Annotated in this window: 23 protein-coding genes and 1 riboswitch; of the genes, 13 read left to right on the forward strand and 10 right to left on the reverse strand. The window is 68.8% G+C overall.

The genetic code is table 11. From position 1 onward, the window contains the following. Positions 1–3 precede the first annotated feature (3 nt). Positions 4–237, forward strand: a complete 234-nt coding sequence (locus PW843_02100; GenBank protein ID MDE1145396.1) for a hypothetical protein — start codon at positions 4–6, stop codon at positions 235–237. A gap of 7 nt (positions 238–244) precedes the next feature. Here the strand turns inward: PW843_02100 and PW843_02105 are convergent, their stop codons facing one another. From PW843_02105 to pseG, 4 genes are all read right to left on the reverse strand, one after another. Beyond that, positions 245–580 (reverse strand): type II toxin-antitoxin system RelE/ParE family toxin, encoded by a 336-nt coding sequence (locus PW843_02105; protein ID MDE1145397.1) that lies wholly within the window; start codon positions 578–580, stop codon positions 245–247. Next, a complete protein-coding gene (locus PW843_02110) occupies positions 517–699 on the reverse strand; it encodes a hypothetical protein (protein ID MDE1145398.1) in 183 nt (60 codons plus the stop codon). Before PW843_02110 ends, PW843_02105 begins: the two co-directional genes overlap by 64 nt. Before the next feature lie 47 nt (positions 700–746). Next, positions 747–4,892, reverse strand: a complete 4,146-nt coding sequence (locus tag PW843_02115) for a DEAD/DEAH box helicase (GenBank protein ID MDE1145399.1) — start codon at positions 4,890–4,892, stop codon at positions 747–749. Between the two features lie 75 nt (positions 4,893–4,967). Beyond that, positions 4,968–6,041, reverse strand: a complete 1,074-nt coding sequence (gene pseG, locus PW843_02120) for a UDP-2,4-diacetamido-2,4,6-trideoxy-beta-L-altropyranose hydrolase (GenBank protein MDE1145400.1) — start codon at positions 6,039–6,041, stop codon at positions 4,968–4,970. Between the two features lie 77 nt (positions 6,042–6,118). On the opposite strand from pseG, the gene PW843_02125 reads away from it, so the two are divergent. The 5 genes from PW843_02125 to PW843_02145 all read left to right on the forward strand — a co-directional run bounded on the left by PW843_02125 (position 6,119) and on the right by PW843_02145 (position 10,489). Next, a complete protein-coding gene (locus PW843_02125; protein ID MDE1145401.1) occupies positions 6,119–7,201 on the forward strand; it encodes a ketoacyl-ACP synthase III in 1,083 nt (360 codons plus the stop codon). Positions 7,202–7,204: 3 nt separating this feature from the next. After that, positions 7,205–8,119, forward strand: a complete 915-nt coding sequence (locus PW843_02130; GenBank protein MDE1145402.1) for a DUF3445 domain-containing protein — start codon at positions 7,205–7,207, stop codon at positions 8,117–8,119. Positions 8,120–8,207: 88 nt separating this feature from the next. Further along, positions 8,208–8,373: riboswitch (FMN riboswitch) on the forward strand. A 196-nt stretch (positions 8,374–8,569) separates the two neighbouring features. Continuing rightward, complete coding sequence (ribB, locus tag PW843_02135) at positions 8,570–9,208, forward strand: 3,4-dihydroxy-2-butanone-4-phosphate synthase (GenBank protein ID MDE1145403.1); 639 nt, start codon at positions 8,570–8,572, stop codon at positions 9,206–9,208. Between the two features lie 251 nt (positions 9,209–9,459). Next, positions 9,460–9,936 carry a nuclear transport factor 2 family protein gene (locus tag PW843_02140; GenBank protein MDE1145404.1) on the forward strand — a complete coding sequence of 159 codons (477 nt, stop codon included), beginning with the start codon at positions 9,460–9,462 and terminating at the stop codon, positions 9,934–9,936. A 4-nt stretch (positions 9,937–9,940) separates the two neighbouring features. After that, complete coding sequence (locus PW843_02145) at positions 9,941–10,489, forward strand: TetR/AcrR family transcriptional regulator (GenBank protein MDE1145405.1); 549 nt, start codon at positions 9,941–9,943, stop codon at positions 10,487–10,489. On the opposite strand, the gene PW843_02150 is transcribed toward PW843_02145, so the two are convergent. From PW843_02150 to PW843_02165, 4 genes are all read right to left on the reverse strand, one after another. After that, positions 10,490–11,458 carry a rhamnan synthesis F family protein gene (locus PW843_02150; GenBank protein ID MDE1145406.1) on the reverse strand — a complete coding sequence of 323 codons (969 nt, stop codon included), beginning with the start codon at positions 11,456–11,458 and terminating at the stop codon, positions 10,490–10,492. Positions 11,459–11,538: 80 nt separating this feature from the next. Then, complete coding sequence (locus tag PW843_02155; protein ID MDE1145407.1) at positions 11,539–12,102, reverse strand: GNAT family N-acetyltransferase; 564 nt, start codon at positions 12,100–12,102, stop codon at positions 11,539–11,541. Positions 12,103–12,121: 19 nt separating this feature from the next. Next, positions 12,122–13,468 (reverse strand): SRPBCC family protein, encoded by a 1,347-nt coding sequence (locus tag PW843_02160; GenBank protein MDE1145408.1) that lies wholly within the window; start codon positions 13,466–13,468, stop codon positions 12,122–12,124. Further along, positions 13,465–14,238, reverse strand: a complete 774-nt coding sequence (locus PW843_02165) for an SDR family NAD(P)-dependent oxidoreductase (protein ID MDE1145409.1) — start codon at positions 14,236–14,238, stop codon at positions 13,465–13,467. The genes PW843_02160 and PW843_02165 overlap by 4 nt, the downstream gene beginning before the upstream one ends. A gap of 168 nt (positions 14,239–14,406) precedes the next feature. On the opposite strand from PW843_02165, the gene PW843_02170 reads away from it, so the two are divergent. The 3 genes from PW843_02170 (at position 14,407) to PW843_02180 (ending at position 16,495) form a co-directional block, all read left to right on the forward strand. Further along, positions 14,407–15,033 carry a PadR family transcriptional regulator gene (locus PW843_02170; protein MDE1145410.1) on the forward strand — a complete coding sequence of 209 codons (627 nt, stop codon included), beginning with the start codon at positions 14,407–14,409 and terminating at the stop codon, positions 15,031–15,033. Positions 15,034–15,052: 19 nt separating this feature from the next. Then, positions 15,053–15,229 (forward strand): hypothetical protein, encoded by a 177-nt coding sequence (locus PW843_02175; GenBank protein MDE1145411.1) that lies wholly within the window; start codon positions 15,053–15,055, stop codon positions 15,227–15,229. A gap of 78 nt (positions 15,230–15,307) precedes the next feature. Next, entirely contained in the window at positions 15,308–16,495 is a 1,188-nt protein-coding gene (locus PW843_02180; protein ID MDE1145412.1) for a diguanylate cyclase, read from the forward strand. Here the strand turns inward: PW843_02180 and PW843_02185 are convergent. Beyond that, positions 16,479–18,227, reverse strand: coding sequence for an ATP-binding protein (locus PW843_02185; GenBank protein ID MDE1145413.1), 1,749 nt, complete (start codon positions 18,225–18,227; stop codon positions 16,479–16,481). The two genes, PW843_02180 and PW843_02185, sit on opposite strands and share 17 nt — an antisense overlap. A 251-nt stretch (positions 18,228–18,478) precedes the next feature. Beyond that, positions 18,479–19,006 (reverse strand): hypothetical protein, encoded by a 528-nt coding sequence (locus PW843_02190; protein MDE1145414.1) that lies wholly within the window; start codon positions 19,004–19,006, stop codon positions 18,479–18,481. A 217-nt stretch (positions 19,007–19,223) separates the two neighbouring features. Between PW843_02190 and PW843_02195 the strand changes: the two genes are divergently transcribed. From PW843_02195 to PW843_02210, 4 genes are all read left to right on the forward strand, one after another. After that, positions 19,224–21,740: a methyl-accepting chemotaxis protein gene (locus PW843_02195; GenBank protein MDE1145415.1), complete on the forward strand. Its 2,517-nt coding sequence runs from the start codon at positions 19,224–19,226 to the stop codon at positions 21,738–21,740. A 237-nt stretch (positions 21,741–21,977) separates the two neighbouring features. Next, complete coding sequence (locus PW843_02200; protein ID MDE1145416.1) at positions 21,978–22,598, forward strand: XRE family transcriptional regulator; 621 nt, start codon at positions 21,978–21,980, stop codon at positions 22,596–22,598. A 125-nt stretch (positions 22,599–22,723) separates the two neighbouring features. Beyond that, complete coding sequence (locus tag PW843_02205; GenBank protein MDE1145417.1) at positions 22,724–24,850, forward strand: prolyl oligopeptidase family serine peptidase; 2,127 nt, start codon at positions 22,724–22,726, stop codon at positions 24,848–24,850. A 287-nt stretch (positions 24,851–25,137) separates the two neighbouring features. After that, the gene (locus tag PW843_02210; GenBank protein ID MDE1145418.1) at positions 25,138–26,499 is read left to right on the forward strand and encodes a hypothetical protein; all 1,362 of its coding nucleotides are present in this window, start codon (positions 25,138–25,140) and stop codon (positions 26,497–26,499) included. Positions 26,500–26,507: the final 8 nt, after the last annotated feature.

A 26,507-nucleotide genomic window follows, 5' to 3' on the forward strand; every position in this document is an offset into this window, starting at 1 on the left:
CTGATGCCCGATTGGTACTACGACCTCACCGACGCGCTGTCCGGCTGGTACCACGGCCTGTCGGCTTGGACCGTGATCGGCCTGATGGTGGCGGCCTACCTGCTGCTGACGGCGCGCAGCGCGCACAAGCAGGGCGAATTCGGTCAATTCATCCGCAGCCTGGGCCTGGCCGTGGCGCTGATCGCCGTGCTGCTGGGGTTCGTCAGCGCCTGGATCTGGGTGGACCGGCACTGGTAGGGACTGATCAGCCCCTGTCCTGCGCACCATGCCAGATGCGCAAGATGACGACGGTGTCCTTCACCGTTTCATAGACGATCACATAGGGAGGGTGAATAACCAACTCCCGTGTCCCCGCTTCGCTACCGGGGCGCCCGCGGTTAGGGAACGTGATCAAGCTATTCGCTGCGGCCAATAGAGCCCGAAGTATACGGTCAGCCGCCGGCGGGTTGAAATCAGCAATGTAGGCGACGTGTTGTTCAACGTCGCGCACAGCATCGGCAGACCAACGAATCCGCTTCAAGACCGCCGTGGTGGCACTGGGGACGGTACCTTCTTCCCAGCCAGCAACTGCTCCAACCATTCAACAACGACGTCATGGTCCACGACGTCACCGGCCGCAACAGATGCACGCGCTTCCTCAATGGCGCGACGCTTGGCGTCCTCGTCCACGATATCGAAGATGGATGCGGGCTTGCTCATGCGGGCAAGCTTATCATGGATGACGGTGCGGCGCCATTCACGGCCGCTCACACCCCGCCCTGGATCAGGTTCAGCAGGTCGGCGTCGGACAGGCGGCCGGCGGTGTCCGCATCCTCCAGCAGGGCGTCGGCCAGGTCGCGCTTGCGGCCGTGCAGGGCCAGGATGCCTTCCTCGATGGTGCCTTTGACGATCAGGCGATAGATGGTCACCGGCCGGCGCTGGCCGATGCGGTGGGCGCGGTCGGACGCCTGGTCCTCCACCGCCGGGTTCCACCACGGGTCCAGGTGGATGACATAGTCGGCCGCCGTCAGGTTCAGGCCCGTGCCGCCGGCTTTCAGGCTGATCAGGAACAGGTCGCCCTCCCCCGCCTGGAAGGCGGCCACCCGGCGTTGCCGCTCCACCGCCGGTGTGCCGCCGTCCAGGGTCTGGTAATGCACGCCGGCGGCGTCCAGGGCGGCGCGCACGCGGGACAGGTGGCCGACGAACTGGCTGAACACCAGGGCGCGGTGGCCGCCGTCGCGCAACTCATCCACCAGTTCCAGGAAGGCGTCCAGCTTGGCCGAGGGCAGGCCCAGATCGGGTGACACCAGGTCGGGGTGGCAGCAGGCCTGCCGCAGGCGCGTGATCTCCGCCAGGATGTGCAGGCGCGACCGCTCGCCGGACATTCCCTCCAGCTTTTCCAGCGCCCGGCGGCGCAGGGCCTCGTAAAAGGCGCCTTCCTCCGCCCCCCGGTCGATCAGCAGGGTCTGTTCCGTGCGGGGCGGCAGCTCCGCCAGAACGGCGGTCTTGGTCCGGCGCAGCAGGAAGGGCCGTACCAGCGCGCGCAGGGCCGCCCGTGCATGGGGGTTCTTGGCCACCTGTATGGGCGTGGCGAAGCGTTTGGTGAAGGCATCGCGGCTGCCCAGCAGGCCGGGGTTGATGAACTGGAACAGGCTCCACAGTTCATCCAGGTCGTTTTCCACCGGCGTGCCGGTCATGGCCAGGCGGAAGGCCGCATTCAGCGACCGGGCGGCCTGGGCCCGGCGCGTATCGGCATTCTTGATGGCCTGCGCCTCGTCCAGCACGGCCATGGCCCAGGGCACGGCGGCCAGCGGTGCCTCCTCCCGCACCAGCAGGCCATAGCTGGTGACCAGCACATGGCCGGGGCCCAGGGCCTTCAGCGCGTCGGCGCGGCTGTCGGTTTCGGCCAAGGGAACGACTGTCAGGCCCGGCGCGAAGCGGGCCAATTCCAGTTGCCAGTTGCCACAGACCGACGTGGGCGCCACCACCAGGATGGGACCGTCCACCGCCATGGCCGCCATGACGGATATCGCCTGCACCGTCTTGCCCAGCCCCATATCGTCGGCCAGCAGGGCGCCGGCCCCCCAGCGGGCCAGGCGGGACATCCAGGCGTAGCCTTGGACCTGATAGTCGCGCAACTCCGCCGTCAGGCCGTTGGGCAGGCGCGGTTCCCAGGCCTCCGCCTCATCCAGCTGGCGGACGAATTTCCGCCAGGACGCGTCCAGCGCGGCGCTGCCGGCGTCTTCCACCAGGTCGCGCAGGGCGGCACCAGCCGCGCGCGGCACCTTCGTGCCGCCCAGGCGATGCAAACGTTCCAGTTGCTGGCGGAAACGCTGGTCCAGGGCGATGAAACCGCCGTCGTCCAGGGCCAGGAAACGACCGTGCATGCCTTCCAGCCGCGCCAGCACGTCCTTCAGGTCCAAGACCAGTCCTTCATCCACGGTGACACTGCCGGACAGGGCGAACCAGCTCTCGCCGCTCTTGATCGACATCTTGAAGGCACCGGCGCTCACCTCACCCCGCAGCGCCAGCGATTCCCCCTCCGGCCATTCCAGGGTGGGCGGTTGGGGCAGGGTCCGCAATTCGGTCAGGAGTTCCAGGCAGGCGCCCAGGCTGTCCAACTCCCATTCGACCCAGTCCAGGCTGCTGTCGTCGTTGTCGCCGCCGTCGCCTCCCAGGCTGGGACAGGCATCGACCAGGGCCTGGGCCCGTCGTTTCTCTTCCTCCAGGTCGCGGCGCGCGCGCCGGCCACCCCCCGTCACCCCCCTGGCGCCGGCGCCGGGCAGGAAGTGCGGGCCGTCGGCCCCCAGCGGGCGCACCACCAGCGACACCTTCAGCCCCTGGCCCAGCGGGCTCAGGCGCACCACCGGTGCCGGATCGCCCTCCTCCGTCAGGCCATCGTCCAGGTCGGACGTATCGATCCGCACCGGCAGGTCCGGCATGCGCAACCGGGCCAGGGCGGTCAGCCGGTCGCGCGCGGCGGGTGGCACGACGATGCCGTGCAGGCCCAGGACCTTGGCGGCGGCCACCGCCTTCTCATCGATCACCACCACCCGCCAGCGACCGGGCGTCTCCACCTCGATGACGACATCGGGCTCCGCCGCCGGATGCGACAGCGCCAGGCGGAAGCCGTCGGCGCAACCGGCCAGCACCAGTTCCGCCCGTCCCTCCACCAATTCCACCGGCTGATCGGGGTGGTGGGGGTCGAACACACGTGGATGGCCGACCAGCAACGGCAGGGCCGCGCGGGGGGGAACGGTATAGTCATAGCCGCTGTGGCCGCTGCCCCAGCCGCCGTTGTAATGCTGCTTGATGGTCTTGATGACGCGCTGGTCCAGATCATCCAGATAGGTCAGGCGGGCGTCGCCCTGGTACAGGCGCTTCAGCGCCACGGTCTTGCCGCCGCTCCACCCCTGGGTGGGGCTTTTGGTCGGCGCCCGCTGTTGCACCTGTTCCACCGGCGTGATCTCGCCGGATTCGGCATCGACCAGCCAGGCCAGGCGCTTGCCGCCGGTGGCCTTCTGCGCCGTGGCCGGCGGCTCCAGCATGGCCTCCAGGCTTTCCAGGGCCCGTTCCCATGGTTCCTTCATTGGCAGCAACGCGGTGAAGCGCTGCCGCACTTCGCGGTCGGGGCGGGTCAGATGGGCGCGATAGGGGCCGGCGTCGCCGGCCTTCTGCTTCACCGCCTTGTCCAAGGCCTCGGCCAGCAGGTCGGCGGCCAGTGGCATGGCGGTCGCCAGGCGGCGGAACTGTGCCGCCCAGACCTCCATCCGCGGCTTGATCTGTGCCGGATCCACCACCGCCGTGGCGATGGCCAACAGCCCCAGGCTGAACGGCGACGGCGGGTTCATCTTGTCCGCCGCACCCAGGCCCCAGCGAAGGCCGGCCTGGGCCGTGTCCGTGTTGTTGCGGGCCAGGTCGAACAGGGCCTCCACCGCGATCTGGCCCAGAGAGGCTTGCCAGGCCGCCTGACCCTTGATTTGCAGCAAGGCTTCGATAGCCGGATACTGGGCGGCGTCGCCGGCGGCCAGCAGGGCGCAGACGTGCAGCAGGCCCATATAGCCGGGCAGGCCGCCCTTGCGGGTGCGGGTGGCCTTGCGGTAAAGCGCCAGGGCCTGGGTGAACAGCGCCACGGCCTTGCCGGTGTCGCCGGCAAGGAAGGCGGCGGCGGCGGCGAAGGCCATGGGGGCATTGGCCGGCACATCCGCCGGCGCCGCGGCGATCAGTTGTTCCAGGTCCGCCAGCCGGCCGCTCAGCAGGGTGAAATCCGCCAGCATGGGGAAACAGGCGGCCAGCAGGGCGGGGTCCTGGCGACAATGCGCCATCAGATCCGCATGATCGGGCGCCATCAGCCCGGTCGCCACCCAATGGCTGTTCTTCACGATCATCAACGCCTGCTGCAAGGCGGGCGTCCGGCTGGCCAGCCAGTCCACGCCCAAAGGCACGGTGGCGAAGTACCGGGTGAATTGGTCTGGCAGGGCAGCCACCGGTCCCTTGGACAGGGGCAGGACCCGCGCGAATTCGGCCTCATCGTTCAGCAACACGGATAGCCGCAGGCTGCGGGAGACATCGATCTCCACCTGGCGCAGGTCCCAATAATTCTTGGATTCGGCCGGCAACCGGGCGCGGACCGCCGCTGCCAGCGCCCGCCCCTCCGGCGTCGCCAATGTCGCCACCGCCACCTGTTGGGCCACATGGGGCGGACAGTTCAGCTTGTCGTCCAGCAGGCGCGCGCGACGCAGGTCTTCCAGCACCGGCGCCAGGGTCTTGGATGTCCATGTCCGGCCGATGCGCGCCTGGGTCAGGCAGTCCAGAAAGGACTTGGGCGTGCCCGCCGGACCGATCAAGGCCTTCAGCCAGAGGACGGGCCGCGCGGTGGGATGCGTGTCGGGGATGGCGGGGGTCAGGGACATGGGCGCTCAGGATCGGCAGGCAGGTCGCAAGGGTCTTAACCATACGGACGGGTGGGCGTTAAGGACAGCCCCCGATCACATCGCCAGGCTTAACAGGGCCTTGGCGATGCGCACCGCCCCCTGGCCATCCACCGCCTGGCCGTCATCGCTGCGGGCGATGGCCAGGCTCAGGTTCGCGCGGGCTTGTGCGTCGGCCCATAACGCCAGGGTGGCATTCACGGTGCGGTCGGCGACGGCGGCCTTGTCGGCGCCGCCTGAAATGATGCCGCGCGCGTCGATCACCTGGGCCTTGCCCGCCGCCGCCACGGCCCCGGCGCTGCTGACCTGGTTGTCCACCACGACCACCAGCAGGGTGGGTACGGCCAGGCAGGCCAGTTCGCCCAGGGTGTTGCCGGCGGCCGACAGGGCCAGGCCGGCGTCGCGCATCAATTCCGCCATACGCGGCGTTTCCACGTGCACGGTCACATTGGGATGCCGTGCGCCCGCCGCCTGAATGCAGGCGGTGTTGGGGTTGCTGCCGCCCACCACCACGTCCAGCCCCACCTCCGGCAGGGCGGGCGCCAGTCGCTTCAGGCAGGGCAGGGTAAGGCCGGCGGGGTCGGTGCCACCGAAGGTCAGCAGCAGGCGCCGGCGCTGGTCCAGGGGCGGCAGGGCCGCCCCCCGTGCCCGGCGGAACTCCGCCCGCAAGGGGGCATAGGCGGGGCCCAGCAGCAGGGCGGCATCCGGGTTGGCGGTGCCATAGGCGGTGGCGTCGATCACGGCACCCGGGTTGACCACCAGGCTGGCGTGCAGCGGCCGGGTGCCGGGCCCGTCGTCGAAGGCCATGACGGGCTGGCCACGCGTCGCCAGGGCGGCGCGATAGGGCTCAAGGAAATGGTAACCGTCCAGGATGACGGCACCGGCCCCGGTTTCCCGGGCGAGGTCGGCCAGGGCCTGTGCATCCGTCCCGGTCGCCGCCGGTCCCGGCAGGGCATCGACGGTGAAACCGGCCGCCGCCAGCCGCTGGGTCAGGGCGGGGGGTAGGTCCACGGCGGCGAAGCGGGGTGCGGCCCCCAGTTCCACCAGCGCCTCCGCCACCGCCAGGCAGCGCATGACGTGGCCGGTGCCCATGGATGGGGTGGCGTCGGCGCGGATCAGGATGGTGGTCAACAGAGGGCCTTTGGCATCGGGACCGGAATGGCCATACTATAGCACTCTAGCAAAGACTTTTTCTGGGGCGGGTTGCTGTGAAGGCCATCGTCGAAGGCGTGCGGATCAAGGGCTTCCGGGCCGTGGTGCCGAAGGAACGGCATTCCTATCTGGAAGACCACAGCCTGTTCACGGAAGAAGAATCCAGGAAGCTGTACGCCACCATCGGCGTGGCGGAACGCCGCCTGCTGCCCCGGCCCTACATGGCGTCCGACATGTGCGTGGCGGCGGCCGAGGGCCTGCTGAAACAGTTGGACTGGGACCCGGCCTCCGTCGATCTGCTGATCTTCGTCAGCCAGGACGCCGACTATGTCCTGCCCGTCACCGCGGCGGTCATCCAGCGGCGCCTGGGTTTGCCCACGACGGCCGCGGCGTTCGACGTGCCGCTGGGCTGTTCCGGCTTTGCCTACGGTACCTGGATGGCGGCCCGCCTGCTGGGCGGCAGTACGGCGCGGCGTGCCCTGGTGCTGGCCGGCGACAACTCCGCCCGCTGGCTGCGCCCCGATGACCGCGCCACCCTGCCGCTGTTCGGTGACGCCGGCAGCGCCACGGCGCTGGAAATCGATCCGGATGCCCCGCCCATCCACGCCATCCTGGGCACCGACGGGTCGGGGGCGAAGCACATCTTCGTCAAGGCCGGCGGCAAGCGTGACTGCCTGATCCCCAATGCGGAGCCTGTTTCGGCCGAAGAACATCAGCGCCTGTACCGCGACGCCCGCTTGCACCTGAACGGGGCGGAGGTGTTCACCTTCACCCTGCGGTCCGTCCCGCCGCTGCTGCGCGACGCGATGGAACACGCCGGCGTGACCCTGGACGACATCGACATGATCGTGCCGCACCAGGCCAACCGCATGATGCTGGACCATATCCGCAAGAAGATCGGGGCGTCGCCCGAACGCTTCCTGATCGACATGGAAAAGTTCGGCAACACCAGCTCCGCCTCCGTGCCGCTGGCCATCTGCCACAAGCTGGGCCCCATGCTGGCCGAGGGGCCGAAGAAGCTGCTGATGGCCGGTTTCGGTGTCGGCTGGTCCTGGGGCACCCTGGTGGCCGAGGTCGGTCCCATCGCCCAGCCCACCCTGGCCGAACTGCCCGACGACTTCGCGCCGCTGGAAGTCTAGGGGGTGCCGGCCGGTTTGCCGCCGGAACAGCCGTGCTGGCCCTTCGATGGCGGCGACTGGCGCATGGCCATGGGGTTGATGAGCCTGGACCCCGTCCGCTGGCTGATGGTGGATGCGACCTGCCCTGCCTTGCTGGCGGAACGCCGGGATCTGCTGGCCACCCGGCACGATGCCGTCACCGCCTTTCTGCCGGGTTCACACGCGGCGCAAAGTGAGGTGCTGGCCCTGGTGGCCGACCACCTGCCCCGCCATTTTCCCCAGGCCAATGCCCGCGACGGCCGCCACCTTACCTGCCATTTGACGGGAGAGGTCTGGGACCTGGCGCTTCCCGGCGACAACCCGCTGGAACTGGCGGGCCGGCTGGTGGCGGAGGATCTGTGCCTGCTGCTGCCGGGGCCGGACGGCGCGCCCATCCTGGCCGCCGGCGTACTGTGTTTCCCCAACCGCTGGCGCCTGCATGAGAAGGTGGGGCGGCCCATGGCCGGCATCCACGGGCCTGTGGCGCAATACGCGCAAAGGCTGGGGCGGCCGGTGGACCGCTTCCTGGAAACACTGACGCCCGACCGGCCGGTGTGGCGCATGAACTGGGGCCTGAACGATGATCCCGCCCTGTTCCAGCCGGATGAGGTGGCGCACGACCCCGCCGATCAGGCCATCACTGGCGACAACGCGGGACGGCGCCTCACCCTGCGTATCGAACGCCAGACCTTGCGGCGCCTGCCCGAAACCGGCGCCATCCTGTTCACCATCCGCACCTACCAACGGGCGCTGGCCGACCTGGACGCCGCGCAGGCGGCGGACTTCGCCCAGGTGTTGCGCACCGTGCCCGACGATGTCGCGCGCTATAAGGGCCTGCATCGCACCGCTGGGCCGGCGCTGGCCTTTTTTCAACGGGCGTCCGCCTCAAGCGATCCTTGAGAAAATTCAAACCAGCCCTGCCTTGACAGGCCGGCCCCGCCGGTCGTCCTATCGCCCTTGGCCGCCCGGCGCCACCGGGCGGTCACATGCTTGTTCTCAGGGCAGGGTGAAAATCCCGACCGGCGGTATTCCCTTGAAGGCTTCGGCTGACGGGGGAGAGCCCGCGAGCGCCCGGGGGCGGAAACGCCCACGGGGTCAGCAGACCCGGTGAAACGCCGGGGCCGACGGTACAGTCCGGATGGAAGAGGATGAGCCGGCCCGCATGACGGGCGTTCCCGCCAGGGGTCCGTGTGGATGCCATGTGCGGGGTCGCGTCTGTCCGCAGGTCAGCCTAAGGGTGATCCGGTGATTGCCCGCCGTCTCTTTTTGCCCTGATTCAGGCTCGCCCGATCTTGCAACGGAGTGAGTTCCTTGAGTCAGATTGCCAATACCGTTTCGTCCGATGAAGATCTGCTGGCCCGGTTCGGCGATGCCGAAACCCGGGTGGCCCGCGCCGTGGCCGCCATCCAGGCGGGCCAGGGCGTCATCGTGGTCGATGATGCCGACCGCGAGAACGAAGGCGATATCATTTTCGCCGCCGACAGCCTGACCGTCGAGCAGATGGCCCTGTTGATCCGCGATTGCAGTGGCATCGTCTGCCTGGTGCTGACCGATGAACGGGCCCGTGCCCTGGACCTGCCGCCCATGGTGGGCGCCAACTCCTCGCGCTACGGCACCGCCTTCACCGTCACCATCGAGGCCAAGGTGGGGGTGACCACCGGCGTGTCGGCCGCCGACCGCGTCACCACCATCAAGACCGCCGTCGCCGCCGATGCCAAGCCCGAGGATCTGGCCCGCCCCGGCCATGTCTTCCCCTTGCGCGCCCATCCCGGCGGCCTGGCCGCCCGGCGCGGCCATACCGAGGCCACCATCGACCTGGTGCGCCGGGCCGGCCGTGTGGACGCCGGCGTGCTGTGCGAGGTGACCAACCCCGACGGCAGCATGGCCCGCCTGCCCGAACTGGTGGTCTATGCCGAGGCCAAGGGCATGCCCCTGGTCAGCATTGAGGACCTGGTGGCGGTGGCCGCCGATCAGCGCGCCGTGGCCTGATTTCCGGTGGCGGGGAAAAGATCAGCGTCATGAGAGTTCGGCTCATGACGCTGTAGGCTGCGACCGCAGCCGCCGGAGCCTTTTGGGGAGTGTAGCGGACCGAAAGGCGAGGAAGCCCAAGCCGGCGGATGCCGGCGCCCGGCGATTGAGGGAACCTCTGGCACATACCGCTTGCCGGGAACGGGAATTAATTGTACCAATCGGTAAAGTCAGTACCGATTGGTACAATCCCTTTCCCTTGGAGGTGTCCCATGTCGCAATCGACCGCCCGCCCACCCTTGCCGCCCTTCACCCTTGAAACCGCCATCCAGAAGGTGCGCGCGGCGGAGGATGGCTGGAACAGCCGCGATCCCGCCAAGGTGGCGCTGGCCTATACGGTGGACAGCCGCTGGCGCAACCGGGCGGAATTCGTCACCGGCCGGGCGGACATCCAGGCCTTCCTGGCCCGCAAATGGGCGCGGGAACTGGACTACCGCCTGATCAAGGAAATCTGGGCGCATGACGGCAACCGCATCGCCGTGCGCTTCGCCTACGAATACCGGGACGACAGCGGCACCTGGTTCCGCGCCTATGGTAATGAGAACTGGGAATTCGAGGGCGACGGCCTGATGCGCGCCCGCCACGCCAGCATCAACGAACACCCCATCGCCGAAGGGGACCGCAAGTTCCATTGGCCGCTGGGCCGCCGCCCCGACGACCATCCCGGTCTCAGCGATCTGGGCCTCTAACCCCATGGCGCGCAGCGTCGCCGACCGCCAGGACGTCATCCCCGTCCTGGCGGAAGTCTTCCGTGAAAATGGGTACGAGGGCACCAGCCTGTCGGCCATCACCCAGCGCACCGGCCTGGGCAAGGGCAGCCTCTACAACTTCTTCCCCGGCGGGAAGGATGAGATGGCCGCCGCCGTGCTGGCGCATATCGACGGCTGGTTCCAGACCCACGTTTTTCGGCCCTTGGCGGAAGGGGGCGACGACGCCGTGGACGCTATGTTCCGCGCCGTGGACGACTATTTCCGTTCCGGCCGGCGGGTATGCGTGGTCGGGGTGTTCGCCCTGGGTGACGCCCGTGACCGCTTCACCACTCAGGTCCACGGCTATTTCGCGGCGTGGGTGATGGCATTGACAGCGGCGCTGGCGCGCGCCGGCAGGGATGCCGACGTAGCGCAGTCCCAGGCGGAAGAGGTGGTGGCCGGCATCCAGGGTGCTCTGGTCCTGGCCCGGGCCCTGGACGACACCGGAGTCTTCACCCGCACGCTGGCCCGACTGCGCCACGGTCTGGCCTGATCAGGCGGCGCGCACCCGGCGCGCGGCGGCGAAGACCGGTACGCCCAGGACGCGGACGTAGCACAGCCACCAGCGTAAATCCCGGCTGTACTTCGTACGCACGTACGTGGCCGGCAGGGCGGTCAGGCGCGTACGCTCCTGCCGCCAGGGCAGGTCGTGGCAGGGGGGATGGGCGCTGCCGCACAGGCGGGCCACGTGCGCCTCGATCATGGCCACGGGATAGTACTGGGACAGCTGGTCCAGCCGGTCGCGCAGGCGGGCCACCCGTTCCTGGTTGTGGTGGAACACCGCCACCTTCACCAGGGGCATCTGGTGCGCCTCCAGATACTCATCGAAATAGACGTCGGAATAGAGTTCCTTGGCCACGAAGGCGTGGGGCAGGTAGCGGCCGGGCTTGAACCCCAGGGCCATCAGCCGCTGGCTGAGGCCGATCTCATATTCGCGGCAGACGGCGGCCTTGCTGGGCTGGCGTGTCACCCCTGCCCAAAAGGCGGCGAAGTCGGCATGCGCCGTGACAGGCCGGCGGAACACCAGGAAATTGCTGGTCAGGTAACGGGTGTCGCCATCCACCAGGCCGTCGGTCAGGCCCCAGAAGTCGCAGTCGTCATCCGCCATTTTCTGGAAGACGGGCGCGAAGGGGAAGACGGGGCCGTAGCAGCTGTCGTTGGCGACCACGACCTCGTCATACAGGGCCAGGTCATCGCCCAGCGCCCGGAAGGCGATCTGCCAACTGCCGAAATCATAGGCGCCGTGGCGGCCGGCGTGCACCAGTTCCGCCACATCGCCCAGCCGTTCCGCCTGCCCTTCCATCAGGGCGCCGTCGGACACGAACAGGATGCGCTCCGCCACCGAACGCAGGCCGCGCAGGTAATACAGAACGTGGTCGTCGACCTGGCCGTCGCGGTCGAAATGCGCGAACAGCACGACGCGGCGCGGGGTGGTCGAGAGGGGGGTATCGGTTCGTGTCATTGGGGCCGGGCCCTTAGGAACTGGTCATCTGTTCCTTTGCACGATTGTTAACCATCAATCCTGGCGCTGGCCACGGTTCTTTAGGCAGGGGGCCAGATGCGGCCGTCCCAGTCGGCGTATTCCTTGAATTTCAGGCGCTTGGCCGCCCAGTCCGCCGCCGACATCTCAAACAGGTGGACATCGTATGCCTGCCCCCCCTTCACCGCATGGTCGCGCAAGACCCCGACGTGGCGATAGCCCAGCAGGGTCTGGCCGCGCAGCACGCGGTCGTTGTCGGCCATGATCTGGTTGACCACCTTGCGCAGGCTCAGGGCGTAAAAGACATGGTTCAGGGCGTGGGTGAAGTTCAGCGGCCCGGCCCCGGTGCGCCCCCGCCGGTCGGCCATGTAGGCGCCCAGGGTGGCGATGCCCCAGCCGGCGTGGGTGACGGTGATGGAGGCGTAGCCCACCGGCACCCCGTCCACCATCATGATGCGGTGGTGATAGTCGTCGCGGCCGTTGCTGCGCGCCAGCCAGGCGCGCTGCTTGTCGATGTCGTCCTCGACCTGGGTGAACAGGTGCTGGGCGATGTCGGGCCGCAGGCGCCAGTCCAGCAGCAGGCGGGCGTCATCCGGCGTGGGGATGCGGTAGCTGAGGCCGCTCATGCTGGGTTTTCTCCGGCGGTCAGTAGGGCGCGTCGGCCGGGCGGACCGGCTGGTCCAGGCCCAGGGCTTGGGCCCAGGCGTGGTGGAAATCGGCGATGCGGCGTTCGCGGCGGCCCAGGATGCCCGGCCCCGTGGCGGCGGCGCGCGCCTGCTGCACCCGTTCGCACAGGGGCTGGTCCTCCAGCACCACGGTGCGGGCGGATTGGGACAGCATGGTGGTCAGCGACCGGCGGAAGGCGGCGGTGGCCGGCCGGTCAGGCTGCGCCACCGGCAGGAAGGTGCGCCAGGACAGGCGGGTGCGGTCCACCGCCAGCGGGTCCAGGGTGTGGATGATGACCATGGCACCAAAGAAGCTGGCCACGTATAGGTCGGGGAAGACGAAACAATGGTCATAGCGCGGCTGGTCGTGCACCCGGCGCAAGGTAGCCTTGGCGTCGATGCGCCGCCACCAGTCGGCGGTGGTGTCGCTCATCAGCCAGCTGGAGCGGCTGTGCCGGCCGAACCGCTCGGTTTCCAGGTGGGTCTGCCAGTCGGGGTGGACGGCGGGGTGGATGGTGTCGGGATGGACGGTGGAACCGTGGAAGTCGTCCATGGTGTTTTCCACCAGCGCCTTCCAGTTGGCGCCGAATTCCACCTGGTCCTGGGCCACCGGCTGGTCGCATTGGCCGGACAGCCGGGCCAGGTGATCCGCCACCGGGCCCAGGAAGGCCGCCAGCGACAGGCTGTCACCGCCGTCGGCGCGGGCGAACACCAGGTTACCGCAGGTATCCACGGTGAGGGGCCGCCCAGCCTCATCCCGGCCCGTCAGGTCGGGCGCCACGGTCAGGCTGGTGTCCAGCAGGGCGCGGGTGATGGGGCCGGCCTCAAGGTCCAGGCGCGTGCCGACGTAACGCCATTGGCGGCGGAAGGCGGCGATTTCGTCGGCCAGGCTCTGGGGTTCCGTGAACCAGCGGGCGGGCAGCAGTTCGCCGGTCTCGATCATTGCCGCCGGGTCGGCATGCACCCACACCCGGCCACCCTCCAGCCGCAGGCCCACGGGCGTCAGGGCCAGCCGGCGGCAGGCCTCACGGTCCAGCTGGAAATCGCTGTCGTTGAAGGGAATGCCCGTGGGCACGCCATCCGCGTCATAGACCCAGGCATGATAGGGACAGCGCAGCAGGCCCCGGCCGCTGGGCTGGTCCTGCATCAGGGCGTAACGGTGGGAACAGACGTTGCGGAAGGCCTTGGGCGTTCCCCGGAAATTCTGCACCACCACCGGGATGGCGGCGCCATCGGCGCCGGGAATATCCCCGGTCAGATAGTCGCCATGCTCCGCCACGGCCGAGGCCGGGCCCAGATTCACCCAAGGGGCGATGGGCGCGCTCACGCCGTGCGCCCGCCATCGACCGTCAGCGCCGTGCCGGTGATCCAGCGGCCGGTGTCGGCCAGCAGATAGGCGATGGCGTGAGCGATGTCGTCGACATGGCCGAAGCCCAGGGGCTGCAGCCTTTCCAGATGATCGATCTGTTCCTGGCTCAGCTTTTCGAACCCGCGCTCGATCAGGTCGGTCATGACGATGCTGGGCACCACGCAATTGACGCGGATGCCGTCGGGCAGCAGTTCCGCCGACAGGCCCTTGGTCGCCGCGATGATGCCGCCCTTGGCGGCGGCGTAGACGATGTTGGCGGGCGAGGCGGCGGTGGCGGCGGTGGAGGAGATGAACACCATGGCCGACCGCTCGGCCCGCACGCCCTTCTGCCGCAGGCCCTTGGCCAGGGCCAGGCAGGAACCCAGGTTCACCCGCATCACCTGGTCGAAGAAGTCCTGGGAAAAGATGCGGATGGGCCGCAGCGTCTGGATGCCGGCGCAATGCGCCACCCCGTGGAAGGGGCCGGACAGGGCCGCCTGTTCCTTCATCCAGGCCGGAATGGCGTCCAGGTCGCCCATGTCGAAGGGGGCGACGCGGTGGCCCTGGCCCTCCAGCCGCGACAGGGTGTCGGCCAGCCGCCCCTCGTCCCGGCCGTTCAGCGTCACCCGGGCCCCCAGGCGTGACAGCATCACCGCCGTGGCCTGGCCGATGCCGGCCGAAGCGCCCGTCACCAGCAGGGACCGGCCCGCCAGGCTCATGGGGTTATGGATCGCGGGGGCGTCGGTCATGGGGGTGCTTCCTGAAAGGCCGTTGAGCCGACTATCCGGGGCCGGCCCGCCGCCCGTCAATGCGCCAGTGCAAATTTGTCGATGAGGGGGGATTGACGTGAGAGTGAGTCGAGATATATCTTACAACAAGATATATCGCGTAACAGACTAGATAGGACGAATAACGCTATGCGTATCTTCAATCATCATCGCGGCGAAGGCCGCCGCCACGCCCGCGACCGCCGCGACGGCGATGGCTTCTGGGGTTCCTTCGGCGGTGGGGCCGGGGGCCGGGGCGAAGGCCGTTGGGGTTTCGGCGACCGCATGGAACGGGAAATGGGCCGCGGCCGGGGTGCGGCGCGCATCTTCGAGAACGGCGACCTGCGCTTCCTGTTCCTGGACCTGATCCGGGAAAAGCCCCGCTATGGCTATGAGATCATCAAGGCCATCGAGGAAAAGGTCGGCGGCGGCTACAGCCCCAGCCCCGGCGTGGTCTATCCCACCCTGACCCTGCTGGAGGAAATGGGCCACACCGTCGTCTCATTGGGCGAGGGCGGCAAGAAACTCTACACCCTCACCGACAGCGGTGCCGCCTTCCTGGAAGAGAATCGCCGCTTGCTGGACGCCATCAAGGCGCGGCTGGAAAAGATCAGCGCGTCGCGGGGGTGGGAGCCGCCGACCGCCGTGGTGCGCGCCCTGCATAACCTGAAGATGGCGGTGCACATGAAGCTGCGCGGCCAGACGCTGACGGAAGACCAGGCGCGGGCCATCGCCCAGGCCCTGGACAATGCCGCCCAGGCCATCGAACAGGCCTGACCGATCGGGGGGACCCTCCATGCCTCATCATGAACTGACCCGCAGCGACATCCGGGGCCGGCTGCTGGCCCTGTCCCGGACCAAGGCCCTGGGGGCCCGGGTATCCCATACCGACCTGGATGCGCCCCGGGATGTCCGTCAGGACGCTCCGCGCCCGCCGTCCCGGCGTGAGCAGGATCAAGGTGGCAACCGTTAAGGTGGTGCACCGTTGACGCGGGGTGGCGCCAACCCCATCCTGGGTTGCTGAATCAATCCCAGGGCTCGGTCTCCCACCATGCGTCCCGAAGACCGCCTGCCGATGCGCCGCCTGACGGTCGCCTACGTCGCCGCCCTGTCGCTGATCGCCCTGCTGTCGGGTGCCGTGCACCTGCTGCTGGACCACGTCATTACCCAGCAGCGCGACAGCGGCACCATCATCAACGTCGCCGGCCGCCAGCGCATGCTGTCACAGCGCATCGGCCTGCTGGCCGGTGATTATTACCAGGGCCGTGACGAACGTGCGGCAGCGCCGCTGTTGCAGGCGGCGGCGGCGATGGAGCGGGCGCAGCACGCCCTGCTGTCCGGGGATGGCGCGCTGGGCATCGGCCATGGCCTGTCCGACGCCGCCCGCGCGCTCTATTTCTCCCCGCCCGTCGACCTGGACCGGCGCACCCGCGACCTGGTGCTGTCGGTCCGCCTGCTGACGGGGGCGGCGGGCCCCGTGGCGGACCCAGCGGCCAGCGACGCGGCCACGGCCGATGTCCGCCGCCAGGCCTTCACCGACATCCAGCGCCAGACGCGCGATGAGATCCTGCCCCTGCTGGACCAGGCCGTCAGCCTGTTCGAGGCCGAGGGCGCGGCCCGCATCGAATGGCTGCGCCACGCGCAGCAGGGCGTGCTGGCCATCCTGCTGACCACCCTGCTGGCGGAGGCCATGTTCATCTTCCGCCCGCTGGTCGGGCGGCTGAGGGCCTATACCAGGCGCCTGTACGATTTGGCCACCCGCGATGCCCTGACCGGCCTGCCCAACCGCCACCATTTCCTTGAGATGGGCGGCCGCACGCTGTCGCTGGTACAGGATGCGCGCCAGCCCCTGGCGCTGATGATGGTGGATGTCGACCACTTCAAGGCCATCAACGACACCTTCGGGCATGAGGCGGGCGACCACGTGCTGCGCCGTTTCGGCCAATTGATCCAAGGCTGGCTGGCCGCGTCTGCCGTCGCCGGCCGCATCGGCGGCGAGGAATTCGCCATCCTGCTGCCCGACACCGACGCGCTGGACGCCGTGGCGGCGGGCGAAAGCCTGCGTCAGGTGGTGGAGGCGGCCTGTGGCGACGGCCCCGCCTGGACGATCAGCATCGGCATCGCCACCCTGGCGCCGGAAGATTTCGAGCTGGCTGATGTGATGCGCCGCGCCGACCTGGCGCTGTATGCCGCCAAGTCGGCCGGCCGCAACCAGGTGCGGCTCAGCCCAGACCGGTGAGGTTTTCCGCCGGGGGCGGCAGCACGCGCGCCGCCGGCAGGCGGATTTCCGCCACGGTGCCCACGCCCACCGCGCTGAACAGGCGCAAGCTGCCCTGGTGCAGTTCCACCAGGCGCTTGGTCAGCGGCAGGCCCAGGCCGGTGCCCTGCGCCGCCCCTTGGCCCGCCACCTGCTGGAACGGTTCCAGCACGCGGGCCAAATCCTCCGCCGCGATGCCGATGCCGGTGTCCTCCACCCGCAGGACGGCTTCACCCGCCCCGCCGGGATATGCCCGGAAGACCACCTTGCCGCCAGCCCGCGTGAACTTCACGGCGTTGCCGAACAGGTTGACCAGTATCTGGCGCAGCCGCGTCTCATCCGCCAACAGCCGGCCCACGCGGGCGTCGATGTCGGCGGACAGCAGCACGCCGCCCTCCCGTGCCTTGGGCGCCAGCATGTCGATGGCGAAGCGCGCGGCGGCGTCCACGTCCACGGGTGATTCATGCAGGTCGACCTGTCCGGCCTCCGCCTTGGCGTGGTCCAGGATGTCGTTGATCAGGTTCAGCAGGTGGCGGCCGCTCTCGCGGATGGCGACCGCCTGGTCGCGGTATTGCGGCGTGCCCAGCGGGCCCAGCGTTTCCGCCGCCATCAGCCCGGAATAGCCGATGACGGCGGTCAACGGCGTGCGCAGCTCATGACTCAAATTGGCCAGGAAGGCGGCCCGGTCGGCGGCCGACGCCTCGGCAGCACGACGCGACGCCTCCTCCACATCGCGGTCGTGCAACGCCTGGGCCAGGGCCTGGTGCTGGTTTTCATGCCGCGCCAGCAGGGCGACGGCCCCCCAGGCCAGGGCCAGGATGGCCAGTGCCGAACCGGCCGCGATGGCGGCGGTGGCGACTGACCGGTCGCGCCAGCTGCGCATCACCACATCCCGGTCCACCCCGGCCAGGATGACCAGGCCGTAATCAGGCAGGCTGTCGTAGGCCGCGATGCGCATGCGGCCGTCCAGCATCGACGTTGAATCGAAGTAACCTTGGGGGCTGCGGACGAATTCCCGGGTCAGCAACTGGCCGCCTTTGATGCTCTGCCCGACATGGCGGATCATGTCGGGCCGGCGCCCGACCACGGCGCCACCAGTCTGGTAGATGCCCAGCAGGGGGTTGCGGTCAAAGGCGATCATGTCGGCGAAGTCCATCAGTTCCGCCGTGGACAGGGACGCCATCAGGACACCACCGAAGCGGCCGTCGGCGGTCTTGAGGGGCAGGCTGATGGTGAAGGCGATCTGCTGGGTCAGGCGGGTGATGATGGCCGGCCCGACATAGACGTCGTCACGCCCGTCCCGGTGATGGTGGAAATAATCGCGGTCCGACACGTTCAGGTCGGGTGCGGGGAAGGCGACGGTGGTCAGCACCGCGCGGCCGTCCGCATCCACGATCCATAGCGATTGCGGGCCGTACAGTCCGCCCGGCAGGCTGGCCGCCAGCAGCTTCAGCTGCCGCCAGGCCTCCGCATCCGTCCGGATCTTCTCCAGGCCGCCCGAGTCGGCCACCAGGGCCGACGCCTGGTTCAGCACCGCGGCGGTGGTGGCGACCGTGGCCCGGGTATGCCGCGTCATGGCGTCGGCCATTTCGCGCGCGAAGGTGCGCTGCTGTCCGTATTGCTGGTCGTGATCCAGGCGAATGAACAGGGCGACGCCCGCCGCCAGCAGGACCAGGACCACGGCCACCAGGATCAACAACAACCTGCGGGCCATACACCCCGCCTCCCTGGATGGCTAAGTCGTCGCCACGATACACCATCGCGGCCGCTTGCCAACCCGGGGCCTGGCCAAGGGCTACGCCAGCGGCGTGAGGTTCGCATGCCGCTATAGGCTGCGACCGCAGCCGCCGGAGCTTTCCGGGGAACGAAGTGGACTGGAAAGCGAGGACGAGCCCAGCCAGCGGATGCTGGCGCCCGGCGTTTGAGGGGGCATTTGATCACGCAAGATCAAATGCCGCGCCTACATCAGGCGTCGTAGCGGCCGGGAACCATGGTGCGCTCGATGCCGATGGGCCGCACCGGCAGGGCCAGGCCGTGGACACCCAGGGCGCCGACCATGGCGCGGGTGGCCACCAGCAGGCCGTCGGTGGTGCCGGGCTGCATCAGGTGCTCCATCAGGGCGTAGAACCGCGCCCGGCGGGTGGGGTCGTCCGACGGCTGCGCCAGGGACAAGAGGCGCAGCAACTGGCGTTCGTCCGGGGTCAGGTCCTGGCAGCCGGGGCAGCCGATGCGCGGCCGCTGCCGGGCCGACCGGCCGTACAGCAGCAGGAAGGCGCGGAAGGTGGCCATCACCTCGTCCGCGTCCTCGCCGCAGGCTTGCAGGAAGGCGTGGCGGATCATGGGACAGCCCCGGTGGGCGGGGGCGTGGCCGGCATAGGGTTGCGCCATGTGGCGCAGGCTCCACACCAGCAGCCTTTCCCCGGCGCTCAGTGTTTCCAGCGGGGCGGGCAGGGGCAGGCTGTCGCGGTGCAGGGCAAGCATGTCGTCGGGCATGTCGGGGTTCCCAGAGGTCACATCCAGGAAAGACGATAGTGCGAGTCACTCGCAATCGCAAGCCGACATGGATCAAATCGACCGGAGTTTCCGCCACCCCTTTTGGCTGAGGCGCGCGGGATTTGACGGAACGTTAACCTATTCCCCCGATGGTGGGCGTAATGGCCGCAACTAGACCGGGGGCGGGGACGCCATCCGGGACCGGAGGATATGGACGATGCGTGATAACGGGCCGGTGACCAATCGCGAGGTCGAGTTCGGGAAGGATGAGTTGCTGGTGTCCCGCACCGACCCGTCGGGCCGCATCACCTACGCCAACCGCGCCTTCGTCCGCGTCAGCGGTTATGAGTCGGACGAACTGATCGGCGCGCCGCACAACCTGGTCCGCCATCCCGACATGCCCAAGGCCGCCTTCGCCGATTTGTGGGCCACCATCCGCGCCGGCCGCCCCTGGGACGGCCTGGTCAAGAACCGCACCAAGCAAGGTGACTACTACTGGGTGCGCGCCAACGTCACCCCGGTGATGGAAGGCGGCCTGCTGGCCGGCTACGTCTCCATCCGCAGCAAGCCCAGCCGGGAAGAGGTGCGGGCCGCCGAATCGGTGTACGCCGAACTGCGCGCCGGCCGGGGCGCCCTGAAGGACGGCGCCGTCATCGCCACCGGCCTGGCCGCCCGCGCCCGCCGATTCGTGGACAGCGTGCGGGGCCGCATGATCCTGACCATGGGCACGCTGATCGCCTGCACCCTGGTGGCCGGCGGCCTGCGTTTCATGGGTCTGGGCGGTGGTGCCGAATCCGGCGACCACGCCGCCTGGCTGTGGGCCAATGGCGCCATCATCCTGGTGTCGCTGCTGGCCTCCGTCATCGGCGGCAGCGTGGTGATGGCGACCCTGCGCCGCGCGCTCGCCCGGCAGGAGGCGCACTTCACCGCCGTGGCCGCCGGTGACTTCGGCCATGCCATCCCGGCCGACCCCACGGCCGAATTCCAGACCCTGACCAGCGCCATGCGCGCCCTGCGCGCCCGCCTGGCCTTCAGCCTGGACCAGCGGGGCGAGTTGACCGAACGCGCACGGGAAGAGGCGCGCATGGCGCTGCTGGAAACCTGCCGCGCGATCGAGGCCGACCTGAACGCCACCTGGATGGGCGTGGAACGGGGCAGCCGCCGCGCCGTCGCGGGGGTGGAACAGCTGAAGCACGCCATGGTGGTGGTGCGTGAGAACACCGTGGCGGTATCGGCCGCCGCCGAACAGGCCAGCGGCAACGCCGGCAACGTCGCCGCCGCCACCGAACAGCTGAGTGCCGCGGGGGATGAGATCGCCCGCCAGGCCGCCCGGTCCAGCGATGTCGCCCGCCGCGCGGTCGACAGCGCCCAGCAGGCCGCCGGTGCGGTGGAGCGGATGGAGGAGGCGACCCGCCAGATCGGCAGTGTCACCGACCTGATCGCCAACATCGCCGGGCAGACCAACCTGCTGGCCCTGAACGCCACCATCGAGGCGGCACGCGCGGGTGAGGCCGGCAAGGGCTTCGCCGTCGTGGCGCATGAGGTCAAGTCGCTGTCCGGCCAGACGCAACGGGCGACGGACGAGATCGGCGCCCAGGTGTCGGGCCTGCGCGGCGCCGTGGCCGCCAGTGTCGATGCCATCCGCGCCGTCATCACCGTGATCGGCGAAATCAACGAGGCCTCGGCCTCCACTGCCGCGGCGGTGGAGGAGCAGTCGGCCGCCAACGCGGAAATCGGCCGCAGCGCGTCGGAGTCCGCTGGTGCCGCGCAGCAGGTGTCGCACAGCGTGGGTGGCATCCGCGGCCAGTCGGATGAGATCGCGTCTATCGCCGCCGCCCTGGACATGCGCGTGGGCGAGACGCAAAGCGCGGTGGAGGATCTGAAGCGCCGCATGACCATCGCGCTACGCCAATCGCTGGCCGGTGACCGCCGCGCCGCCGACCGCGTGCCCTGCGACGTGCCGGCGACGCTGGAGGTGGCGGGCCGCCGCTTGGGCGGCCGCCTGCAGGATATCTCGTCCCGCGGCGCCCTGGTCCTGGTGGACGACCTGCCCACCCTGTCCGACCAGCAGGAGGTGGCGTTGACCATCGACGGCCCCGGCACCCTGGCGGCCACCGTGGCGGGCATCAGCGAACTGGGCCTGCACCTGTGCTTCGTCCATGTCGACCTTGCCACGCAGGACCGGCTGAACACCCTGCTGACCGATGTCGTCGAACGCCACCGGTCCTTTATCGAACTGGCGCAGAACGCCGCCGGCCGCATGGCGATGGCGCTGCAGGCGGCAGTGGATGGCGGTGAGATCAGCGAGGACGACCTGTTCTCCCCGCAGTTGGAGGCCGTCAGCGGCACCGACCCGCAGCAATATATGGCGCCTTACACCGACCTGACCGACCGGGTGTTCCCGGGCATCCAGGAACCGGTGGCGGCTGGCGATCCGCGCATCCAGTTCTGTGCCGCCGTGGTGCCCTCAGGCTATCTGCCCACCCACATGAAGCGCGTGTCGCAGGCCCAACGCCCGGGCGAATACGATTGGAACGTGGCCAACAGCCGCAACCGCCGCCTGTTCAACGACCGCGCCGGCCTGGCCGCCGGCCGCAACACCGGCGACTATCTGGTCCAGTCCTATCCCCGGGACATGGGCGGCGGCGTCACCGTGCGCCTGACCGAGGTCGATGCCCCCATCCGGGTGCACGGCCGGGTCTGGGGCAACGTCCGAATCGCCTTCAAGGACTGAAAAGTTCGCTTTGAGGTGTTGGGTTAAAATTTTTGGCAAGCCGTCAATATTAAAACGGTCGAGGCGGGGGCGCCGCCGCCATGCGGGAATCGGGACGGTTCCCGCCTTTACGCCAGGGCCGGCCGGCTTTACAGGGGACGCGAAACTGTAAAGCCGGCCACGCACCCAGGGACCCCGCCGCAACGGGAGAAGGCCTGAAGGGGGAAAGCGGGCCGGGGGCCGACAGGGGGCTTTCCCATGCAGATTGCGACCACGACCGAACGCCGGCGGCAGATGCCCATGGGCGACCGCATCCGCGCCCGCCGCAAGGCGCTGGGCCTGACCTTGCAGCAGGTGGCCGCACGCTCTGGCCTGTCCGCCCCCTTCATCAGCCAGGCGGAACGGGATCTCAGCGTGCCGTCGCTGGTGTCGCTGCTGGCGCTGGCCGACGCGCTGACCGTGGAACTCAGCTATTTCATGGAGGTGCCGGACAGCGGCGCCATCGTCCACCGCGCCGCCAAGCCCAACCGCATCACGGTGGACAGCCCCGTCGATTACATCGACCTGGCGTCCAACCTGGAAGACCGCAAGCTGGACATTATCCTGATGCGGGTGCCGCCGGGCCACGCCTTCCCCACCGACCAGCGCAGCGGTGAGGATTTCCTGTACGTCATCGAGGGCGAGATGACCGGCGTGGTGGGCAAGACCAAGGCCAAGCTGGGCGCCGGCGACAGCCTGCATTTCGACAGCATGCAAGCGCACAGCGCCCGCAATACCTCGGACGAAGAAGTACTGCTGCTGTACGTCGGCACGCCGTCGATGTTCGCGAAGACGGTGCATAGCGTCATCGCGCCTGAGGCGGATGACGACCAGGACTGATATCGGCGGCATTCATGGCGCAGGCATATTGAATCCGATCCCCTCCTGCCCCACTACTAAGGGCAACGATGGATGGCGGCGCCGCATCCCGGGGGCAGCCGGGTGGCCGCCACGGATGGGGTTACATGAAACACACGTTGCGCGCCTTGCTGCTGTCCCCCGGCCTGTTGCTGGGGGCGGTTCCCGCCTTTGCCGAAACCCCCGTCCCCCCGGCCAACGGCATCCCCGACGATCCCCGGTCGTGGATGGAGGATATGGCCAATCCCCAGGCGCTGGACTGGGCCAAGGCGGAAACCGACCGTTCCACCGCCGTGCTGCAGGCCGACCCGCGTTATCCCACCTTGCTGGCGGAGGCGACGGCCATCGCCGAGTCGCGTGATCGGGTTCCGGGCGTCAGTTTCCGGGGCGATGCCGTCTATAATTTCTGGCAGGACGCGACCCACGTGCAGGGCATCTGGCGCACCACCACGCTGGACAGCTTCCGCAAAACCGAACCGGCTTGGCAGGCCGTGCTGGACGTGGACGCCCTGGCCAAGGCCGAGGGCGTGAAATGGGTGTTCAAGGGGACCGACTGTGATGAGGAAACCCACCGCCACTGCATGATCCAGCTGTCGGATGGCGGCGAGGACGCGGTCATCCTGCGGGAATTCGACCTGAAGACCCGCTCCTTCGTCCACGGCGGCTTCACCCTGCCGCGCGGCAAGCAGTCGGTCACCTGGGCCGACCCCGACACCCTGCTGGTGGCCCGCGAGTGGGGCCCCGACACCCTGACGCCGTCGGGCTATCCCTACATCGTGAAGGCGCTGAAGCGCGGTCAGCCACTGGACCAGGCGCGTGATGTCTTCCGGGGCGAGAAGACGGACATGAGCGTGGGCGCGGAAACCTTCCGTGACGCCCAGGGCCGCCAGGCGGTGGTCATCGTCCGCAACCGCAGCTTCTTCGAGGCGGAACAATATCTGGTGGCGGGCGGTGATGTGAAACGCCTGGCGCTGCCCCTGAAATCCCGCATCCATGGCCTGCACGATGGCCAGATGATCGTGGAGGTGAAGGAAGACTGGGATGCCGGTGGCACCCATGTCACCCAGGGTAGCGTCGTGGCCCTGGACCTGGCGGCGCTGGCGGCCGATCCCGATCATCCCCACCCGGCGGTGGTCTATGCCCCGACACCGCGGGAGGGCCTGACCGATATCGACTTCACCCGCCATCACCTGCTGCTGGGCCTGACCGACAATGTGAAGGGTCGCGTGTACGTGGCCGATCGCAATGCCGACGGCACCTGGCGCCGCGCCCAGCTGCAGCTGCCGGATAACGCCGCCATCAGCATCACGGGTGCCGACCGCGACCATGACCGCATCTTCGTCACCGTTGCGGGTTTCCTGGATCCGCTGACCCTGTCCCTGGTCGACACCAACACCGGTGCGGTGGAAAAGCTGAAATCCACCCCGCCGCAGTTCGACGCGTCCAAGGCGGTGGTGGAACAGCGCGAGGCCGTGTCCAGCGACGGCACGCGCGTGCCCTATTTCGTGGTGCGGCCGCGCGACTTGGCCTTCGACGGGTCCACGCCCACCCTGCTGTACGCATACGGCGGATTCGAAGTCCCGATGCTGCCGCGCTACCTGGGCGCCACCGGCAAGCTGTGGCTGGAACGGGGCGGCGCTTACGTCCTGGCCAACATCCGCGGCGGCGGCGAATTCGGCCCCGCCTGGCATGAGGCCGGGCTGAAGACCAAGCGCCAGGTCATCTATGACGACTTCGCCGCCGTCGCCCGCGACCTGATCGCCACCAAGCTGACCAGCACGCGGCGCTTAGGGATTGAGGGCGGTTCCAACGGCGGTCTGCTGATGGGGGTGGAGTTCACCCAGCATCCGGAGCTGTGGCGTGCCGTCGTCATCCAGGTGCCCTTGCTGGACATGCTGCGGTTCCCCGTCATCGGCGCCGGTGCCTCATGGGTGGGGGAATATGGCGATCCGTCCGTACCGGAGGAGCGCGCCTTCCTGGCCGGCATCTCGCCCTACAATAATATCAAGGCAGGGGTGAGTTATCCGGAACCCTTGTTCGTGACTTCCGCCAAGGATGACCGGGTCAATCCCGGCCACGCCCGCAAAATGGCGGCCAAGATGAAGGACATGGGCCTACCCTACCTCTATTACGAAAATACCGAGGGCGGTCACGCGGCCAGCGCCAACCTGAAGGAAACCGCCAGGCGGCAAGCGCTGGAGTTCACCTACCTTTTACGGAAACTCAAGGATTAGGGATCAACCTCGGACAGGGGCCGGAAGTTCCGCCCCCTTCCACCGTTCCGGGTTGCCGGCAGGTGCCGGCCCCGGATCGGGTTCCTGATCCGCCCGAGGCCCCGCGTCCCATGCCGTCCGTTTCGTTTCTCGCATCCGCTCGTTCCAAGGCTCCCTCAAGCGCCGGGCGCCAGCATCCGCTGGCTTGGCTGATCCTCGCTTTCCAGTCCGCCTTCGGCTCCCCGGAAAGCTCCGGCGGCCCCGGTCGGGGCCTAGGGTGTCACGGTTCAAAATACCGTGCCGTCGCCATGGTTCCCACCGCACTTCTGGCGTTGTCGCTGGCTGCCTGCGCGCAAGGCCCCCGGGATGAGGCGGCGCCGCCACTGTCCGGCCTGTCCTCCACCTACACCGATCCCTACGCTTGGCTGGAAACCCCGGAATCGCCCGACGCGCTGGCCTGGGTGGCGCAGCAGAACAAGCGCACGCTGGCGGCGCTGAGCCAGGACGCGCCCCTGGCCGACTTCACCACCACCGCCACCAGCCTGGTCCATGAGGCCGGCGTGGAAGAGGGCGGCGTGGGCGGCGGCCAGCCCTCGGCCGGGGCGGTGGACGGCAAGGATCCCGCCGTCACCACCATCGACGGCGTGCGCCATGTCTATGCCGGTTCCAACTGCTACGGCACCGTGGACCCCGATGCGCCCATGGTCGCCGGGGCCGATCCGGTGATTTCCGGCCGCACCTGCCTCATCTCCCTGTCGCGCACCGGCGAGGACGCGGTGGAGGTGCGGGAATACGATCCGGTGGCCAAGGTTTACGTGCCCGGCGGTTTCCACCTGCCCTACGCCAAGCAGACGGTGGTGTGGCTGGACCATGACACCCTGCTGGTCGCCCGGGGGTCTGAAGGGAATGAGGGCGGCCTGACCACCTCCGGCTACCCCTATGTCGTCAAGGTGGTGGAGCGCGGCCAGAACCTGGCGAACGCGCACGAGATTTTCCGCGGCCGCGTCACCGACACCTCCGTCAGCCCGGCCATCCTGCGTGACCGCCAGGGCCACCGCGCCATCGTCCTGGTGCGGCGTCCCAGCTACTTCACCACCGAACATTATTTGGTGGAAGGCCGCCGCACGCTGAGGCTGGGCCTGCCGCCCCTGGCGGAACTGGCCGTGCTGGCCAACGGCCAGCTGGTGGTGAAGCTGGGCCAGGACTGGCAGACGGCCGACGGCCACACCTTCCCCGGCGGGTCCTATGTCTCCGTCGACCTGGACGCCGCGCGACGCGACCCGACCCGCCTGCGCGCCTCGATCGTCTATCAGCCGGGGCCGCATGAGGCGGTGACCAACCTGGTGAAGGCCCGGTCGCACCTGGTGGTGACCAGTGATGAGAACGTGCGCGGCCGCCTGACGGTGCTGACCCGCACCGATGACGCCTGGAAATCGGCGCGCGTGGCCCTGCCCGACATGTCCGCCGTCAGCATCAAGACCAGCAGTGAGGATAAGGACAGGGTGACGGTCACCGTCGCCGGCTTCCTGTCGCCCACGGCGCAATGGTCGGTGGATCTGGACAGCGCCACCGCCACCCTGGCCAAGGCCGGCGCCCCAGGCTTCGACGCCGGCCCCTACACCGTGGACCAGTGGCAGGCGGTGTCCGTCGACGGCACGCGCGTGCCCTAAATTTCATC

The sequence above is a fragment of the Azospirillaceae bacterium genome (genome assembly GCA_028283825.1).
Classification (GTDB): Bacteria; Pseudomonadota; Alphaproteobacteria; order Azospirillales; family Azospirillaceae; genus Nitrospirillum.